At 73.0% G+C, this 16,605-nt stretch carries 14 protein-coding genes; 7 read left to right on the top strand and 7 right to left on the bottom strand.

What is annotated here, in order from left to right; translation table 11 throughout:
* The first annotated feature begins 96 nt into the window (after window positions 1-96).
* Together ACGIF2_RS00525 and pknB are read left to right on the top strand one after the other, a co-directional pair.
* Window positions 97-1,308 (top strand): LysM peptidoglycan-binding domain-containing protein, encoded by a 1,212-nt coding sequence (locus ACGIF2_RS00525; protein ID WP_396042351.1) that lies wholly within the window; start codon window positions 97-99, stop codon window positions 1,306-1,308.
* Between the two features lie 47 nt (window positions 1,309-1,355).
* Window positions 1,356-3,314 (top strand): Stk1 family PASTA domain-containing Ser/Thr kinase, encoded by a 1,959-nt coding sequence (gene pknB, locus ACGIF2_RS00520; RefSeq protein ID WP_396042349.1) that lies wholly within the window; start codon window positions 1,356-1,358, stop codon window positions 3,312-3,314.
* Window positions 3,315-3,402: 88 nt separating this feature from the next.
* On the opposite strand, the gene ACGIF2_RS00515 is transcribed toward pknB, so the two are convergent.
* From ACGIF2_RS00515 to ACGIF2_RS00505, 3 genes are all read right to left on the bottom strand, one after another.
* Window positions 3,403-4,755: a class II 3-deoxy-7-phosphoheptulonate synthase gene (locus tag ACGIF2_RS00515; protein WP_396042347.1), complete on the bottom strand. Its 1,353-nt coding sequence runs from the start codon at window positions 4,753-4,755 to the stop codon at window positions 3,403-3,405.
* Complete coding sequence (locus tag ACGIF2_RS00510) at window positions 4,752-5,972, bottom strand: pyrophosphate--fructose-6-phosphate 1-phosphotransferase (RefSeq protein ID WP_396042345.1); 1,221 nt, start codon at window positions 5,970-5,972, stop codon at window positions 4,752-4,754. The genes ACGIF2_RS00515 and ACGIF2_RS00510 overlap by 4 nt, the downstream gene beginning before the upstream one ends.
* Window positions 5,973-6,089: 117 nt before the next feature.
* Window positions 6,090-6,890: a lysophospholipid acyltransferase family protein gene (locus ACGIF2_RS00505; RefSeq protein ID WP_396042343.1), complete on the bottom strand. Its 801-nt coding sequence runs from the start codon at window positions 6,888-6,890 to the stop codon at window positions 6,090-6,092.
* A 76-nt stretch (window positions 6,891-6,966) separates the two neighbouring features.
* On the opposite strand from ACGIF2_RS00505, the gene ACGIF2_RS00500 reads away from it, so the two are divergent.
* A complete protein-coding gene (locus ACGIF2_RS00500) occupies window positions 6,967-7,515 on the top strand; it encodes a hypothetical protein (protein ID WP_396042341.1) in 549 nt (182 codons plus the stop codon).
* A 55-nt stretch (window positions 7,516-7,570) separates the two neighbouring features.
* On the opposite strand, the gene ACGIF2_RS00495 is transcribed toward ACGIF2_RS00500, so the two are convergent.
* On the bottom strand, window positions 7,571-8,515 hold the full coding sequence (locus tag ACGIF2_RS00495) for an ROK family glucokinase (protein ID WP_396042339.1): 945 nt from the start codon (window positions 8,513-8,515) through the stop codon (window positions 7,571-7,573).
* 231 nt (window positions 8,516-8,746) lie between these two features.
* Here ACGIF2_RS00495 and ACGIF2_RS00490 point away from each other — a divergent pair, with 231 nt between their 5' ends.
* Window positions 8,747-10,561 (top strand): AMP-dependent synthetase/ligase, encoded by a 1,815-nt coding sequence (locus ACGIF2_RS00490; RefSeq protein ID WP_396042337.1) that lies wholly within the window; start codon window positions 8,747-8,749, stop codon window positions 10,559-10,561.
* A gap of 60 nt (window positions 10,562-10,621) precedes the next feature.
* Here ACGIF2_RS00490 and ACGIF2_RS00485 read toward each other — a convergent pair whose 3' ends face one another.
* A complete protein-coding gene (locus ACGIF2_RS00485; RefSeq protein WP_396042335.1) occupies window positions 10,622-11,995 on the bottom strand; it encodes an NYN domain-containing protein in 1,374 nt (457 codons plus the stop codon).
* Window positions 11,996-12,058: 63 nt separating this feature from the next.
* On the opposite strand from ACGIF2_RS00485, the gene ACGIF2_RS00480 reads away from it, so the two are divergent.
* Window positions 12,059-13,921 (top strand): DEDD exonuclease domain-containing protein, encoded by a 1,863-nt coding sequence (locus ACGIF2_RS00480; RefSeq protein WP_396042333.1) that lies wholly within the window; start codon window positions 12,059-12,061, stop codon window positions 13,919-13,921.
* Window positions 13,922-13,928: 7 nt separating this feature from the next.
* The gene (locus ACGIF2_RS00475) at window positions 13,929-14,210 is read left to right on the top strand and encodes an Lrp/AsnC family transcriptional regulator (protein WP_396042331.1); all 282 of its coding nucleotides are present in this window, start codon (window positions 13,929-13,931) and stop codon (window positions 14,208-14,210) included.
* 63 nt (window positions 14,211-14,273) lie between these two features.
* On the opposite strand, the gene trpD is transcribed toward ACGIF2_RS00475, so the two are convergent.
* Together trpD and ACGIF2_RS00465 are read right to left on the bottom strand one after the other, a co-directional pair.
* Window positions 14,274-15,323, bottom strand: a complete 1,050-nt coding sequence (trpD, locus tag ACGIF2_RS00470) for an anthranilate phosphoribosyltransferase (RefSeq protein WP_396042329.1) — start codon at window positions 15,321-15,323, stop codon at window positions 14,274-14,276.
* Window positions 15,323-15,757, bottom strand: a complete 435-nt coding sequence (locus ACGIF2_RS00465; protein ID WP_396042327.1) for a hypothetical protein — start codon at window positions 15,755-15,757, stop codon at window positions 15,323-15,325. The genes trpD and ACGIF2_RS00465 overlap by 1 nt, the downstream gene beginning before the upstream one ends.
* A 174-nt stretch (window positions 15,758-15,931) precedes the next feature.
* Here ACGIF2_RS00465 and ACGIF2_RS00460 point away from each other — a divergent pair, with 174 nt between their 5' ends.
* A complete protein-coding gene (locus tag ACGIF2_RS00460) occupies window positions 15,932-16,579 on the top strand; it encodes a heme-copper oxidase subunit III (RefSeq protein ID WP_396042438.1) in 648 nt (215 codons plus the stop codon).
* Window positions 16,580-16,605: the final 26 nt, after the last annotated feature.

The raw sequence follows: 16,605 nt of genomic DNA, 5'->3' as shown, positions 1-16,605 counted from the left end.
GCCCGCTTTCGTTCGCCCCCGTCCTCGGATACGTTCGCATTCTGTCACTTGAGTCACATCAGCAACATCCATCACTTCAGTCTCAGAGGTTCACCGATGACGCAGCCCGTCGCCACCGCCTGCACCGCCCCCGCTGACGCCGCACCCGCGGGCGCCGAGCAGGGTCGTGCCCGCCGTCTGGGTGCGAGCGCGGGGGCCACCCTCGCGCTGGCCGCCGTCGCCGTCACCTCGGCCGGCTCGCCCGCGCACGCGGACGAGCAGTACACCGTGCGTCAGGGCGACACCGTGAGCCACATCGCGGCGCGCACCGGCACGAGCGTGCAGTCGATCGCCCGCGCCAACGCGCTCGCCGACGTGGCCCGGATCCGGGTCGGCCAGCAGCTCACGATCCCGTCGGCCGGCACAGCAGCCGCCCCCCTGACGACGACGATCGCACCCGCCGCGGCGACGCACACCGTCGCATCGGGCGAGACCGTCTCGAAGATCGCCGCGCGCTACGGCACGACCGTCCAGGCGGTCGTCGCCGCCAACGGCCTCGACTCCCGCGCCCTGATCCGCATCGGCCAGCAGCTCAGCATCCCGGGCACCACCGCGACGACGCCGACCACGGCCGCCCCGACCGCGACCGTCGCCGCTGCCACGACGAGCACCGCCACCACGACCCACACCGTCGCATCGGGCGAGACCGTCTCGAAGATCGCCGCGCGCTACGGCACGACCGTCCAGGCGGTCGTCGCCGCCAACGGCCTCGACTCCCGCGCGCTCATCCGCATCGGCCAGCAGCTGAGCATCCCGGGACAGGTGCAGGAGCCGCAGGCCCAGCTGGTCGGGAACACCTTCGCCGGACGCACCTACGCGGACGCGGTGGTCGCCTCGGCGAACGCGAACAAGGCGACGCTGCTGGCCATCGGCGTCCCGTCGAAGGCCGACATGCAGGCCAAGGTCTCCACGACCGCCCGCTCGATGGGCGTAGACCCCTCGCTCGCGCTCGCCGTCGCGTTCCAGGAGTCGGGCTTCAACCACACGTCGGTCTCGCCCGCCAACGCGATCGGGACCATGCAGGTCATCCCGAGCTCGGGCGAGTGGGCCTCGCAGCTCGTGGGCCGCCAGCTCAACCTGCTCGACCCGGACGACAACGTCGTGGCGGGCGTCGCGATCCTGCGGTCGCTCGTCAAGAGCGCCCCGGACCTGCCGACGGCGATCGCCGGCTACTACCAGGGCGCGAGCTCGGTCAAGCGCAACGGCATGTACGCCGACACCCGCCGCTACGTCGCGAACATCCAGACGCACATGGCGCGGTTCCGGTGAGCCCGCGCCTCCCCGTCGCACCCAGCGCGCGCCCGTAGACTGCGGACGTGGGAGCAACCGTCATAGATCCACTCGTCGGCCGACTGGTCGACGGGCGCTACGAGGTCGTGTCCCGCATCGCGCGTGGTGGCATGGCCACCGTCTACCTGGCCGTGGACCGACGACTGGACCGCGACGTGGCCCTCAAGGTCATGCACGCGCACCTCGCCGAGGGCACGAGCGGGTCGGCGTTCATCGCCCGGTTCCGCCGGGAGGCCCGCGCAGCCGCCCGCCTGACCCACCCGGGGCTCGTCGCCGTGCTCGACCAGGGCGTCGACGGCGAGATGAGCTATCTCACGATGGAGTACGTCGACGGCACGAACCTGCGCCGGCACCTCGAGGAGCAGGGTTCGCTCACCGTGGGCGGCGCGCTGCGGATGCTCGAGCAGATCCTCGACGCGCTGGCCGCCGCGCACCGCGCCGACCTGGTGCACCGCGACATCAAGCCCGAGAACGTGCTGATCGCCGCGGACGGACGCGTCAAGGTCGCCGACTTCGGGCTGGCCCGCGCCGTCACCGAGGTCACGGCCACCGCCACGGGCACCGTGCTGGGCACCGTGGCCTATCTCGCCCCCGAGCTCGTCTCGCAGGGGTCCAGCGACGCCCGGACCGACGTCTACGCGTGCGGCGTGCTGCTGTACGAGATGCTCACCGGCCGCCAGCCGTTCACGGGCGAGACCCCCATCCAGGTCGCGTTCCAGCACGTCAACAACGACGTGCCCTCCCCGTCCGTGCTGGTCGGATGGCTGCCTGCCGAGGTCGACGAGCTGGTCGGGGCGCTCGCCGCCCGCGCGCCCGCTGACCGGCCCGTGCACGCCGGCGCGGCGCTCGACCTGGTCCGCCGCACCCGCGCCAGCCTCGACGACGCAACCCTCGCCCGCCGGGCCGACGTGGACCCGACGATCAGCCTTCCCGCCGCGACCGATCCTGGCAGCGGCGACCCGGGGTCGGCCGACGACGACGCCGCCACGACGCGCCTCGAGCTCCCCGCCGCGGGCAGCACGGTCGCGCTGCCGATCGGCTCCTTCGCCGTGGACGGCACCGGGACGGGGGACGACGCGGCCCCCGCACGCCGCGGACGTCGCCGCCGTTGGGCGGTGGTGGCCGCGCTGCTCGTCGTGCTGCTCACGGCCGGGTCGTGGTGGTTCGTCACCGCCGGCCCGGGCGCGTACACGACCGTCCCGCCGATCCTGGGCGAGACCGAGGCCGAGGCGGTCGCGATCCTCGGCGACGCCGGCCTCGGCGCCGACCCGGTCACCGACTACGACGACGACGCCGCGCAGGGAACGGTCTTCCGCGCGGACCCCGCCGAGGGCGGCAAGGTCCGCAAGGACGGCACCGTGAGGTTCACCGTCTCGCTGGGCCCGGACCTGGTGGTCGTCCCCGGCGGCCTGGTCGGAGCGATGCAGGCCGACGCGTTCCGCGCCCTCGAGGAGGCGGGCCTCGTGCCCGAGACCGCCGACGGCGAGCACTACTCCGACACCGCGGCGACCGGCTCGGTGCTCGAGGCCTCCGCGGAGGCCGAGGCGCAGCTCAAGCGCGGCAGCACCGTGGTGCTCACGCTCTCGAGCGGTCCGGCGCCGGTGACGGTGTTCTCGGTCGTGGGGGCCTCGCAGGAGGACGCGACGAGCTCGCTCGAGGGCGCCGGGCTGAAGGTCGCGGTCGAGACCGCGTTCTCGGACACCGTGAAGAAGGGGCTCGTCATCTCGCAGTCCCCCGCGGCCGACACGACCGGGCACCGCGGCGACACCGTGACCCTGACGGTCTCGGACGGCCCCGAGCTGGTCGCCGTCCCGGACGTCTTCGGCCAGCAGTACGAGCGGGCCAAGGAGATGCTCGAGTCGGCCGGGTTCAAGGTCAAGCGCGAGAACGTCCTCGGCGGGCTCTTCGGCACCGTGCGCGAGCAGAGCATCGCGAAGGGCGAGATGGCCCCCAAGGGCACGGAGATCGTCCTCAAGGTCGTCTGACCTCCCACGCCGACGACGGCGGCTCCCGACAGACACGTGTGGCCGGTGACCCGAGGGTCACCGGCCACCGTCGTGCGACGTGGGGCGCTCAGGCCTTGCGGAGCAGCTCCACGACCTGGAACGCCATCTCGAGCGACTGCTGGTGGTTCAGGCGCGGGTCCACGAGCGTCTCGTACCGGCGGGCCAGGCCCGCGTCGTCGATCTCCTCGCTGCCCCCGAGCACCTCGGTGACGTCGTCGCCGGTGAGCTCGATGTGCAGCCCGCCGGGCACGGTGCCGAGCGCGCGGTGCACCTCGAAGAAGCCCGCGACCTCGTCCATGACGTCCGTGAAGCGGCGCGTCTTGTAGCCGCTCGCCGAGGTGATGCCGTTGCCGTGCATCGGGTCGCACACCCAGGTGACAGGCCGGCCGTCGGCCGCGACCTTCTCGACGATGGACGGCAGCAGCTCACGGATCTTGCCCGCACCCATGCGCGTGATGAACGTGATGCGCCCGGGCTCGGCGTTCGGGTTGAGCTTGTCGACGAGCGCGAGCGCGTCGTCCCCCGTCGTGGTCGGCCCGAGCTTGATGCCGATGGGGTTGTGCACGCGCGAGAAGTAGTCGACGTGCGCCCCGTCGAGCTGCCGGGTGCGCTCCCCGATCCACAGGAAGTGGGCCGAGCAGTCGTACGGCAGCCCGGTGCGCGAGTCGATGCGCGTGAGCGGCCGCTCGTAGTCGAGCAGCAGCCCCTCGTGGCTCGAGAAGAACTCGACCGACCGCAGCGCGTCGAAGTCGGCACCGCACGCCGCCATGAAGCGGATGGCCCGGTCGATCTCGGCCGCGATCTCGTCGTAGCGCGAGTAGGCCGGGTTGGCCATGAAGCCGCGGTTCCACTCGTGCGCCCGCAGCAGCGACGCGAAGCCGCCCGTCGTGAACGCCCGGATGAGGTTCAGCGTCGAGGCGGACGTGTGGTACGCCTCGAGCAGCCGCTGCGGGTCGGGCTGACGGTCCTGCGGGGTGAACTCGAACCCGTTGATGATGTCGCCGCGGAACGCGGGCAGCGTCACGTCGCCGCGCGTCTCGGTGTCCGAGCTGCGGGGCTTGGCGTACTGCCCGGCCATGCGACCCATCTTGATCACGGGCAGGCTCGCGCCGTACGTGAGGACGACGGCCATCTGCAGGATCGTCTTGATCTTGTTGCGGATGTTGTCGGCCGTGGCGGTCGCGAACGTCTCGGCGCAGTCCCCACCCTGGAGCAGGAACGCCTCGCCCCGGCCCGCCGCGGCGAGGCGGGCGCGCAGCGCGTCCGCCTCACCGGCGAAGACCAGGGGCGGGAGCCCCGACAGGCGGTTCGTGACGCGTTCGACGGCGTCGACGTCGGGCCAGCTGGGCTGCTGGCTCGCGTTGAGCGTGCGCCAGTGGTCGAGGCCCCGGAGGACCTCCGGGTCCGCCTCGACGCTCATGAGTGATCTGCGGGCACGAGGGGCTGGCCGATCTCCTCGAGCATCGCGCCGAACCACGGCTGGCTGACGTCGAACGCCTTCCCGCCCGCGATGCGCGGGAACGCGATGGCCTTGAGGCGGTCGCCGTCCTCCTCGTCGTGGCCGATGACGCCGGCGTCGCCCTTGAGCGCGCACTCGACCGCGAAGTCGGTCATCGACTTGATGAGGCGCAGGTCCTCGGGGTTGGCGGCCGCGGCGCGCGAGAAGTAGCCCGACTTCTGGACCATCGTCTTCTCGGCACCGAGCTTCTCGGCGAACTGCTTCGCGAACCACGCGCCGGGGTTGATCGTGTCGAGCTTGACGTGGCCGAACGGGTCGCGGGGCACCTCGGCGCCCGACGCCTCGAGCTGCTCGACGATCTCGTGCATGCCCGCACCCTCGGACAGGAAGATGTTGACGTTGCCGATCTCGTCCATGATGCCGCGCAGGCGGGCAGCCTCGGCGTCGATGTCGAGCGCGAGCTCGGGCACGAACACGGCGTGGATGTCCCAGCGCTCGCGCGTCTCACCGATGCCGGGGACCCACTCGCGGCTGTCGAGCCGCTTGCGGTAGTCGGCCGCGGCGGCGGCGGTCAGCCACCCGCAGTGCCGGCCCATGACCTCGTGCACGATGAGCATGCGCGGGCCCGAGCGGTGCTCGCCGATGACGTTCTCCGCGAACTTCGCGGTCTCCTCGGCAGCGGTCCACGCGCCCAGCGACTGGCGGATCGGGACGACGTCGTTGTCGATCGTCTTCGGCAGGCCGACGACGGTCAGGTGGTAGCCGTGCTCCTCGAGGTACGCAGCCAGGTCGGCGGCCGTGGTGTTCGTGTCGTCACCACCGATGGTGTGCAGCACGTCCACGCCGTCCTTCTGGAGCTGCTCGGCGGCGACCTGGAGCGGGTCCTGGCCCTCCTGCACGAGACCCCGCTTGACGCAGTCCGCGGCGTTGGTGAGCTTGACCCGCGAGTTCCCGATCGGCGAGCCGCCGAAGCCGTGCAGCAGGCCCGCGCGCGAGCGCGTCTCGTCGTCCACGACGATCGAGTTCCCGGTCAGCAGACCGTGGTAGCCGTACTGGTAGGCGATGATCTCGATCTCCGGCGCGATCTCGGTGTAGCGCTCGATGAGGCCACCGACGGCGGAGGACAGGCACGGGGCGAAGCCGCCTGCGGTCAGGAGAGCGACGCGACGAACCGACATGAGAAACACCTCTCGTTGTTCAACACAGCTGGCCTTGCAGATGTTGCAGGCTCGCCGCGGGCCACGATCAGGCCCTTGGTCCGGGGGGACCCTCACCGTCTGTGACGGCGACGACTGTCATCCTACTGAGGTGGGCGCGTCGTCCTCGGGCGGTCCCGGAACCTGGACGTCGGGGGCGGGCCGTCCTCCGGGCGCGGTGGGCAGGTGCTCGGCAGGGTCCGCGGTGACCGCGGGGTGCCCGGTCGCGATGCGCGCCTTCTGGGTCGCGGCGTAGACGTCGACGTACTCCTGGCCCGAGAGGCTCATCACCGCGTACATGATCTCGTCGGTCACGGCGCGCAGGATGAACCGGTCGTCCTCCATGCCCGCGTAGCGGCTGAAGTCGAGGGGCTTGCCGATCACGACGCCGAGGCGCTGCGGGCGGGGGAACTTGGAGCCCAGCGGCTGGGCCTTGTCGGTGCCGACCATGACCACGGGGACCACCGGCGCACCGGACTCGAGCGCGAGCCGCGCCACGCCCGTCTTGCCGCGGTACAGGCGCCCGTCGGGGCTCCGGGTGCCCTCGGGGTAGATCCCGAACAGGTTGCCGTCCTGGAGCACCTTGAGGCCCGTGGTGAGCGCCGCCTCGCTGGCCTTGCCGCCGCCACGGTCGACGGGGATGGTCCCGACCCCGCGCATGAATCCCGCAGTGAGCCGGCCTTTGATCCCCGAGCCGGTGAAGTACTCCGACTTGCCGATGAAGACGATCTTGCGGTCGAGCACGAGCGGCAGCACGAACGAGTCGATGACGGCGAGGTGGTTGCCGGCGAGGATCGCCCCGCCCTCGGCGGGCACGTTCTCCGCGCCCCGCACCCATGGACGGAACAGGAGGTGCAGCAGCGGTCCCACCAGGACCCGCTTCATCAACCAGTAGAACAACCTGCCACCTTCCGACCTCGCGCCCGCGGACGACGTGCGCGCCCGTTGCCCTGGTGTCCGACTCTAGAGTGCTCCCATGGGACCTGGCCCCGAAGAACCCGACGACGACGCCATCGAGCACGGCTCCGACGCCTCCGCGGAGGACTCGGTCGCGCCGGTGCCGACCGACGAGGAGCGCTGGGCCGCGATCGTCGCGGAGCTCGGAGAGCTCGACCAGGGCGCCCCGCAAGGTCCTGCCGTAACCTACCCCGTCGCCCCCTGGGTGTCCGACCCCCGCGTCGTGCGGGCGGCGAACGACGCCGCCGACGAGCCCTCCGTGACCGGGCGCGACTGGGACGGGACCCGCCAGATCGACGAGGCGGAGGCCCTGGTCGACGAGGACGAGCACTTCGTCCCGCCCGACCCCGGACCGGTGCTCGGCGGCGATCCGCTGCTGACCATGGCCTGGCTGGCCGCGGGGGGCATGCCCGTGCTCCTGCTCGTGATCGTCATCGCCTGGCAGGGCGCGCCGAGCGCGCTCATCCAGGCCGCAGGAGTGGTGTTCCTGCTGGGCGTGGGCGTGCTCGTCTGGCGCATGCCGAACCGCCGGGACGACGCCGACGACGACACGGGCGCCGTCGTCTGAGCGGACCCGCCGCGGGCAGGACGTGCGGTCCCGCCCACGGCGTGTCGCGGTGTCCTCAGACGCGCGAGAGGTCGGCCGCGCCGACGATGCCCGCGTCGTTGCCCATCGCTGCGAGCTCGATGCGCGCCTCGGGGCGGTAGCCCCGCGCCGAGAGCTGCTCGGCGAACGCGTTGCGGACGGGGGCGAGCAGCAGGTCGCCGGCAGCGCCGACGCCGCCGCCGATCACGATGAGCTCGGGGTCGATGAGCGCGGCGACGGACGCCGAGCCCTCGCCGATCCACCGGCCGAGGTTGGCGAGCAGCTCGATCGCGAGCACGTCACCCTCCTGGGCGGCCTGCGTGACGTCCGGGCCGGTGAGCTGGTCGACGTCGCCCCCGACGAGCTCGAGCAGGCGCGCAGCGCGCTCGGGCTGGGTGATGAGCGCGGACTGCGCGTCACGCACCAGGGCGCTCCCGGAGGCGTACTGCTCCCAGCAGCCCTCGTGCCCGCAGCCGCAGTAGTGCCCACCGGGCACGACGCGCATGTGCCCGACCTCGGCCGCCACGCCCCAGGCGCCGCGCACGAGCTTGCCGCCGATCACGAGCGCGCCGCCGAGCCCGGTGCCGACGGTCAGCATGAGCATGTCGTCGACGTCGCGCCCGACACCGAACCGGAACTCGGCCCAGCCCGCCGCGTTGGCGTCGTTCTCGACCACGATGCGCACGTCGTCACCGACGAGGGCGCCGACGCGCTCGTCCAGGGGGTAGTTGCGCCACGCGAGGTTCGGCGCGAACAGCACGCCCGAGCGGTCGGACGAGACGAAGCCGGCCGCGGCCAGGCCGATCGACCCGACCTCGTACGACGACGACAGCTCGGCGTAGATCTCGCCGATCGCCTTGTCGATCGAACCGGCGTCGTCGGGCTCGGTCACCCGCCGGGTCTGGGCGAGGATGTTGCCGTCCTCGTCCACCACCCCGGCGGCGATCTTCGTTCCGCCGATGTCCACACCGATGGCGTGCATGTCCGTCCCTGCTCCCCGCATGGTCGTGCCGGGCTGTGCGAGTGGTTGGAGAACCGGGCTCGTGCTCCGGTCCAGATGTGGGTCTCACGCTAGCGTGCGCCCGCGCCTCGGCGCGTCCACGTCCTGGCGCTGACGCCCCGGCATGGTAACCGTCGACGGAAGTCGGCGGCCGGTACGAAGGTCCCGGTATCGTGGATCTTCTCGCTTCGCCCACCTGCCACTGGAGTCAGCATGGACGAGTACCGCTCCCCCGCCCTCGTCGAGGTCGATCCCGACGAGAACCTCAACGACCTGCTCGCGGCACGCGTCGCCGCGATGCCCGACGCGACCTTCATCGAGCGCAAGCGCACCGAGGACGGTCCGTGGGAGGCCGTCACCGCGCGGCAGTTCGACGCCGACGTGGTCGCCGTGGCCAAGGGTCTGGTCGCACGGGGCGTCGCACCGGGCGACCGCGTCGGGATCATGTCGCGCACGCGCTACGAGTGGACGCTGCTCGACTGGGCCATCTGGGCCACGGGTGCCGTCCCAGTCCCGGTGTACGAGACCTCGTCCGTCGAGCAGGTGCTGTGGATCACCACGGACGCCGACGTGTCGATGCTGTTCGTCGAGAACGACGCCCACGCCGCGACGGTCGCCGAGGCGCGCGCCGACGCCCCGGACCTCACCGACGTGCTCGTGATCGACGACGGCGCGCTCGACCTGCTCCGCGCTGCGGGGGGCGAGGTCGACGACGCCGAGATCGTCCGCCGGCGGGGGCTCGCCCGCCTCGACGACCTGGCCACGATCATCTACACGTCGGGCACCACGGGACGACCCAAGGGCGCCGAGCTCACGCACGGCAACTTCGTGGTGCTGACCCGCAACGCGGTCGAAGGGCTCGGCGAGGTGGTGCAGACCCCCGGGGCGCGCACCCTGCTGTTCATGCCCCTGGCGCACGTCTTCGCACGTTTCGTCGAGGTGCTGTGCGTGCCGGCCGGCTGCGTCCTGGCCCACACGCCCGATACGAAGAACCTGCTGCCCGACCTGGCCTCGTTCAACCCCACGTTCATCCTGTCGGTGCCGCGGGTGTTCGAGAAGGTCTACAACTCGACCGAGCAGAAGGCCGCGGCGGGCGGAAAGCGCAAGATCTTCCAGTGGGCCGCGGCGACCTCGATCGCGTACTCGCGGGCCCTCGACGCGCCGCACGGCCCCGCGCTGGCCCTGCGCCTGCAGCACAAGGTCGCGGACGTGCTGGTCTACTCCAAGCTGCGCACAGCGCTGGGCGGCCGCGTCGAGTGGGCCATCTCGGGCGGTGCGCCGCTCGGTGAGCGCCTGGGCCACTTCTACCGCGGGATCGGCCTCAGGGTGCTCGAGGGGTACGGCCTGACCGAGACGACAGCACCGTCGACCGTCAACCGGCCCGGCCTGACGAAGATCGGCACCGTCGGTCCCCCGCTCCCCGGCGCGGGGGTGCGCATCGCCGCTGACGGCGAGATCGAGGTCTGCGGCCCGCACGTCTTCCGCGGGTACCACCGCAACGACGCCGCGACCGCCGAGGTCTTCGACGGCGACTGGTTCCGCACCGGCGACCTGGGCACCCTCGACGACGAGGGCTACCTGCGGATCACGGGTCGCAAGAAGGAGATCATCGTGACCGCGGCGGGCAAGAACGTCGCCCCGGCCGTGCTCGAGGACCGCCTGCGCAGCCACCCTCTCATCAGCCAGGTCGTGGTGGTCGGCGACGCCCGCCCGTACATCGGGGCGCTCGTCACGCTCGACGCCGAAGGGCTGCCGGGCTGGCTCGCCGCGCACGGGCGCACCGAGATCACGATCGCGGAGGCCGCGCTCGACGCCGAGGTGCTCGCCTCGATCGAGAAGGGTGTCGAGCGTGCCAACCGGGCCGTCTCGCGTGCCGAGTCCATCCGCAGGTACCGCGTCCTCGCGACCGACCTCACGATCGCGAACGGGTACCTCACGCCCAAGCTGAGCGTGCGGCGCGCGCAGGTGGTCAAGGACTTCGCGGCAGACATCGACGCGCTCTACGACGCCGCCCGCGTCGACAGCTGACCTCGAGCGGCCGCCCCGGGCCCCGCACCGCCTCCGCGGTGGCGCGGGGCCCGGGCCGGTCTACAGGCGCGACAGGCGGGCCAGCAGCGTCTCGGCAGGCACGGCCCACGCCCCCGCGGCCTGCACGTCGTTCGCGACCTGCTGGTCGCTCGTGACCACCACCACGACCCGGCCCGCGGGCTCGGCGTGCACGAGCCGACGGATGAGGTCGTCCGCGATCTCTCCCACCGAGAACAGCACCCTCAGGGTGCGCGGCGTCCCGGGCGTCCCGGCGGGGGCCCGCGACCCGGGCTGACCGTCGAAGCAGCACGTGATCTCGGCGCCGGTGCGGGCCGCGACGTTCGCGAGCTGGTCGACCAGCCGGCGACGCTGCTCGGTCAGGGTGAGCTGCGGGTACCCCGACTTCGTGACGTTGTAGCCGTCGACCACCAGGTGCGCGTGCGGCAGCGCGAGCAGCTCGTCCAGCAGCGCCGGGTCCTGCACCTCGCGCCCCCGTGACGTGGGGCGCGACCCCCCGCTCGCTGCGCGGGGGGCCACGGCGTCGGCGGGACGGACGTCGACCGGTGGCAGCGCGAGCTCGTGGCGCAGCGCCGCACCGGCGTCCACCAGCGTGTCCAGCAGCAGCCGGGCCCGGACCGTGGCGACGTCCTGGGCCAGGCGCACCTCGCCGCGTGCCGCGACGTGCTCGGCGGCCGCCGCCCTGCGCTGCTCGTCCGCACGGGTCGACGCCGCGACGGCCTCGGCCCGTGCTCGCTCGGCCTCGGCACGCTCGGCCTGCGCCGCGGCCAGGGCCTGGCGCCCCTCGCTGCGTGCCCGGTCGGCGTCCGAGCGCAGCCGGCGCTGCTCGCGGCGCAGCGTGGCCGCCTCGTCGAGCGCGCGGGCGGCCTCGAGCCGTGCGGTGCCGAGCTCGACGACCAGCCGGGCGGCCTCGGCCTCGGCCCGCTCTGCCCGACGCCCCGCGGTGGCCAGGAGCGCGTCGACGGGTGGGCCGCCCGGGGCTTCGTGGGGCGCGGTGAGGCGTGCTGCGGCCTGCCGCGCGAGCTCGGGCCACCCCTCGGGTCGCAGCAGCCACGCCCCCGCCGCGACCTCGGCGGGCTCGGCCGACGCGAGCCTGGCGAGCGCACCGGTGTCGGGCGGGTCACCGGCCCCCGCGACGAGCGCGTCCGCGAGCTCGGGCCGGGCGTGGCTCCAGACCCGCGCGACCCGCCCGCGGAACGCGTCGTCGTGCTCGAGCGCGTGCCACAGCGGCTGAGCACCGGCGCTCGCGCGGCGGCGGGGTGCGAACCGCTGCACCTGCCGAAGGCCCGCGGGAACCGCCGCGGCGTCGAGCGTCCCCAGCACCTCGGCCGCGGTACGGACCAGGCCGGCCCGCACCTCCTCGGGCAGCTCACCGGACATCCCGGGAGCTGCGTCGTCGTGCGGGTCCTCGCTCATGCGCCCACCCTAGGCGGGCACCCCCGACCGGACGTGTCGGCACCGGCGGATACCGTGCACGCCATGCCGTTCCACCCGCCGTCCCCGCCCTCGGGACGTGCCGACCTCACCTACCCCCCGTCCGGCCGGCCCGTGCAGCTCGCGCTCGACGAGCTCGGCACCCCGCTCTCGGACGTCACGTTCGTCGTGGTCGACCTCGAGACGACCGGGGGCACCCCGCAGACGTCCGCGATCACCGAGATCGGTGCCGTCAAGGTGCGCGGCGGCGAGGTGCTGGGCGAGTTCCAGACCCTGGTGAACCCGGGCGGCCCCGTCCCGGCGTTCATCTCGGTGCTCACGGGCATCACGACGGCGATGGTCGTCGAGGCGCCGCGCATCGAGGAGGTGCTGCCGAGCTTCCTCGAGTTCGCGCAGGGCGCGGTGCTGGTGGCGCACAACGCGCCGTTCGACATCGGGTTCCTGCGGGCCGCCGCGGCGCAGACCCACCACGCGTGGCCGGGTGCCCAGGTGGTGGATACCGTGCGCCTCGCCCGCCGGGTCGTGACGCGCGACGAGGCCCCGAACCACAAGCTCGGCACCCTGGCCGCCCTGTTCCACGCGACGGTCACCCCCGAGCACCGGGCGCTCGCAGACGCCCGCGCGACGGTCGACGTGCTGCACGCGCTCCTCGACCGGCTCGCGCCGCTGGGCGTCACGCACCTCGAGGACCTGGCGACCGCGACCGACCCGGTGCCTGACGCGGTCCGGCGCAAGCGTCACCTGGCCGACGACCTGCCCGACGCGCCGGGCGTCTACATGTTCCGCGGCCCGGGCGACGAGGTGCTCTACGTCGGCACGTCGACCACGTCGCTGCGCGCCCGCGTGCGCACGTACTTCACGGCCTCCGAGAAGCGTCGCCGGATGGCCGAGATGGTCCAGCTCGCGCACGCCGTGACACCTGTCGTGTGCGCGACCCCGCTCGAGGCCCGGGTCCGCGAGCTGCGGCTCATCGCCGAGCACTCCCCGCGCTACAACCGGCGGTCCCGCTTCCCCGAACGCATGCCGTGGGTGCGCCTCACGTCCGAGCCGTACCCCCGGCTCTCGATCGTGCGCGAGGTGCGCGACGAGGACCCCGACCAGACGGCGTACATCGGACCCTTCGCCTCCCGCGGCACGGCCCAGGCGGCGCTCGACGCCCTGCACGAGTCGTTCCCGATCCGGCAGTGCACCCGACGGCTGCCGCTCGTGGCCCCGCCGGGTGCGAGCTCGTGCGCCCTCGCGGGCATGGGCAGGTGCGGTGCCCCCTGCACGGGGGCACAGAGCCCCGAGTCCTACCGCGAGGTGACGGCGCGGGTGCGGGACGCGATGCTCGGCGACCCGGCGCCCGTGGTCGCGGCGCACGCCGAGCGCCTCGCGCTGCTCGTGGCGCAGGAACGCTTCGAGGAGGCCGCGGGGGTGCGCGACCGCCTCGCCGCGTTCGTACGGGGAGCCGGCCGCGCCCAGCGGCTCGCGCCGCTGGCCCGGTGCCCCGAGCTCGTGGCCGCGCGGCCCGGGGAGCGCGGCGGCTGGGAGCTCGTCCTGGTGCGGCACGGACGGCTCGCAGGGACCGCGACGACCACCCGGGGCGCCGACCCCTGGCCCAGCATCCGCGCGCTGCAGCTCGCCGGTGAGCACGTCGAGGCCCCGGTGGCCCCGGCCCCGGCGGCGCACCCCGAGGAGACCGACCTCGTGCTCGCGTGGCTCGAGTCGCCCGGGGTACGGCTCGTGCACCTCGACGACGGGTGGAGCTGCCCCGTGCGCGGCGCCCAGGCGCTCGCCGACCCCTCCGCGACCGTGGCGCACGTCGCCGCGGCCCGGACCGGTCCGACCGAGGCCGGGAGCACCACGGACGACGCGGGCGACGCGCCGTCGGCGGCGGTCGGCGTCGGTGCCACCGGCGCGGCATGATGTGGCCATGCTGACTGCGATCGTCCTCATCGACACCGACGCCGCCCGTATCCCGGAGGCCGCCGCCGCGATCGCGGAGGTCCCCGGCGTGAGCGAGGTCTACTCGGTGACCGGTGGCGCCGACCTCATCGCGCTGGTGCGGGTGCGCGAGCACGACGAGCTGGCGGACGTCATCGCGGACCAGGTCAGCAAGGTCGAGGGCGTGGTCAGGACCCAGACCTTCATCGCGTTCCGCACGTACTCCAAGCACGACCTCGAGCAGGCGTTCGACCTCGGCCTCGAGGACTGAGACCCGCACGGCGCAGGCCCCGGTCCAGGACGGACCGGGGCCTGCGGGCATGCTGCGGGGGGGTCAGACGGCCGTGGCGGCCTTCCACCGTGCGAGCACGTCGGCCGCGGCGCCGTCGTCGACCGAGCGTGCCGCGAGGTCGAGCCCCGCGGCCAACCGATCGAGCAGCGTGCCCTCCGCGGTGCCGGGCAGCGTGCCGTCCGCGACGATCGCAGCCGCCGCGTTGAGCAGCACGGTCTCGCGCGCGGGCACCTGGTCGCCCCTGAGGACGTCCTCCACGACGCGCGCGTTGAACGTGGCGTCGGCGCCGCGCAGGTCCGCGATCGTCACCGGTGCGAGGCCCAGGTCCCGGACCGCGTCCACGACGTGCTCGGCCACGAGCCCGTCGCGGACCTCCCAGACGTGCGCCAGCCCGGTCGGGGCGAGCTCGTCGAGCCCGTCGTCGCCCCGGAACACGAGGGCGCTGGTCCCCCGGGCGGCGAGCACGCCCGCCATGATCCCCGCCATCCGCGCGTCGGCCACGCCGATCGCGGTCGCGGACGGACGACCCGGGTTGGTGAGCGGACCGAGGAAGTTGAACGCCGTCGCGATGCCCAGCTCGCGCCGGGCGACCGCCGCGTGACGCATCGACGGGTGGAAGACCTGCGCGAAGCAGAACGTGATGCCGATCTCGGTCGCGAGGTCCTGCACCCGCTCGACCGGCAGGTCGAGCCGGATGCCGAGGGCCTCGAGCACGTCGGCCGAGCCCGAGGACGACGACGACGCACGGTTGCCGTGCTTGACCACGCGCAGGCCGGCGCCGGCGACGACGAGGGCCGCCATCGTGGAGACGTTGACCGTGTGCGCCCGGTCGCCGCCCGTGCCCACGATGTCGACGGTCCGGCCGGGCACCTCGAGGTGCTGGGCGTGCGCGAGCATCGTGTCGGCCAGCGCCGTGAACTCCTCGACGGTCTCGCCCTTGGCACGCAGGGCGACGAGGAAGCCGGCGACGCGGACCGGCGACGCCTCGCCCGACATGACCTCGTCCATCGCCCAGGCCGTCTGCTCGCGCGACAGGTCGCGCCCGGACACGAGGGCCGTGAGGAGATCGGACCAGGTGACCGCGACCGACATCAGGCCGGGGCCCCCGCGGTGAGGAGACCGGCGACGGCGCGCTGCAGCACTTCGGGGTCGAGCGGTCGGCTGATCACGAGGTCCGCGTTGGACCACGACCCGAGCCAGGCGTCCTGCGGACGTCCGGTGAGCAGGAGCACCGGCGGGCAGTTGTAGACCTCGTCCTTGAGCTGTCGCGAGACGGCCATGCCGCCGGTCTTGCGTGCCTCGCCGTCGAGGATGAGCAGGTCGTAGGTGCCCGTCGACGCCTCGGCGATCACAGCGGCGGGAGAGGCGGCCTCGGTCCAGGCGATGTCGGGAGCGCCGCGGCCCAGGCGACGGCCGACGGCGAGCAGCACCTCCTGACGCGCGTCGACGTCGTCGCTGTACACGAGGACGCGCGGCGCGTGGACGCGCTCCTCGGAAGCCTGCTCGTGGGGCTCGGCCGTGCTCATGGTGCTTCCTCACTCGTCGTCGACGTGCCTTCGGGTGCATCTTGGCATGACCGACGTGCTCAGGGCGCTGGGCGCGTTCGCACGCGCCGGAAGGTCCTCGGAATGTGACGGTGTGACATTTAACGCGCGGCGCGCCTAGGTCTAACGACCCATGCGGGCCCGTCTTCAGCCATACTGTCCGACGTGTCGACTGCAACGGCTGCCCCCCGCACCTCCGCTCACCTGAGCGTCAACCGCCCGAACCCCGTATCGGTCGGGACCATCGTGTGGCTTGCCAGCGAGCTCATGTTCTTCGCCGGCCTGTTCGCGATGTACTTCACGCTGCGGTCGGCCGTGCCGGACGAGTGGGTCAAGCAGACAGAGCACCTGACGGTCCCGTTCGCGCTCGGGAACACGATCGTGCTGGTGCTCTCGTCGGTCACCTGCCAGATGGGCGTATGGGCCGCGGAGCGCTTCCAGCCCGCACGCTCGGGGCGCCTGTACCAGGTCGGCCGGTGGGGCATGAACGAGTGGATGACGGCGACGTACGTCATGGGCTCGATCTTCATCGCAGGGCAGGTGCTCGAGTACGCCGAGCTCGTCGAGAACGGCCTGACGATCTCGTCGAGCCCCTACGGCTCGGTGTTCTTCCTGACGACCGGGTTCCACGGCCTGCACGTCATCGGCGGCCTGATCGCATTCCTCTTCCTGCTGGGCCGCTCGTTCTCCGCCAAGCGGTTCGGCCACCACGAGGCCACGACGGCGATCGTCACCTCGTACTACTGGCACTTCGTCGACGTCGTGTGGATCGCGCTCTTCTCGGTCATCTACCTGCTGCAGTGACGCGGCGACACCCCGCTCAAGACCTT

Source organism: Cellulomonas sp. P22, assembly GCF_044392165.1.
This window is presented reverse-complemented; position numbering and strand designations above follow the sequence as displayed.

Excerpts from the sequence above, each read along its gene's own strand:
- ACGIF2_RS00525 (WP_396042351.1), top strand. The coding sequence starts at position 97 with ATGACGCAGCCCGTCGCCACCGCCTGCACCGCCCCCGCTGACGCCGCA.
- ACGIF2_RS00515 (WP_396042347.1), bottom strand. The coding sequence starts at position 4,755 with ATGAGCGTCGAGGCGGACCCGGAGGTCCTCCGGGGCCTCGACCACTGG.
- ACGIF2_RS00510 (WP_396042345.1), bottom strand. The coding sequence starts at position 5,972 with ATGTCGGTTCGTCGCGTCGCTCTCCTGACCGCAGGCGGCTTCGCCCCG.
- ACGIF2_RS00500 (WP_396042341.1), top strand. The coding sequence starts at position 6,967 with ATGGGACCTGGCCCCGAAGAACCCGACGACGACGCCATCGAGCACGGC.
- ACGIF2_RS00495 (WP_396042339.1), bottom strand. The coding sequence starts at position 8,515 with ATGCACGCCATCGGTGTGGACATCGGCGGAACGAAGATCGCCGCCGGG.
- ACGIF2_RS00490 (WP_396042337.1), top strand. The coding sequence starts at position 8,747 with ATGGACGAGTACCGCTCCCCCGCCCTCGTCGAGGTCGATCCCGACGAG.
- ACGIF2_RS00485 (WP_396042335.1), bottom strand. The coding sequence starts at position 11,995 with ATGAGCGAGGACCCGCACGACGACGCAGCTCCCGGGATGTCCGGTGAG.
- ACGIF2_RS00480 (WP_396042333.1), top strand. The coding sequence starts at position 12,059 with ATGCCGTTCCACCCGCCGTCCCCGCCCTCGGGACGTGCCGACCTCACC.
- ACGIF2_RS00475 (WP_396042331.1), top strand. The coding sequence starts at position 13,929 with ATGCTGACTGCGATCGTCCTCATCGACACCGACGCCGCCCGTATCCCG.
- trpD (WP_396042329.1), bottom strand. The coding sequence starts at position 15,323 with ATGTCGGTCGCGGTCACCTGGTCCGATCTCCTCACGGCCCTCGTGTCC.
- ACGIF2_RS00465 (WP_396042327.1), bottom strand. The coding sequence starts at position 15,757 with ATGAGCACGGCCGAGCCCCACGAGCAGGCTTCCGAGGAGCGCGTCCAC.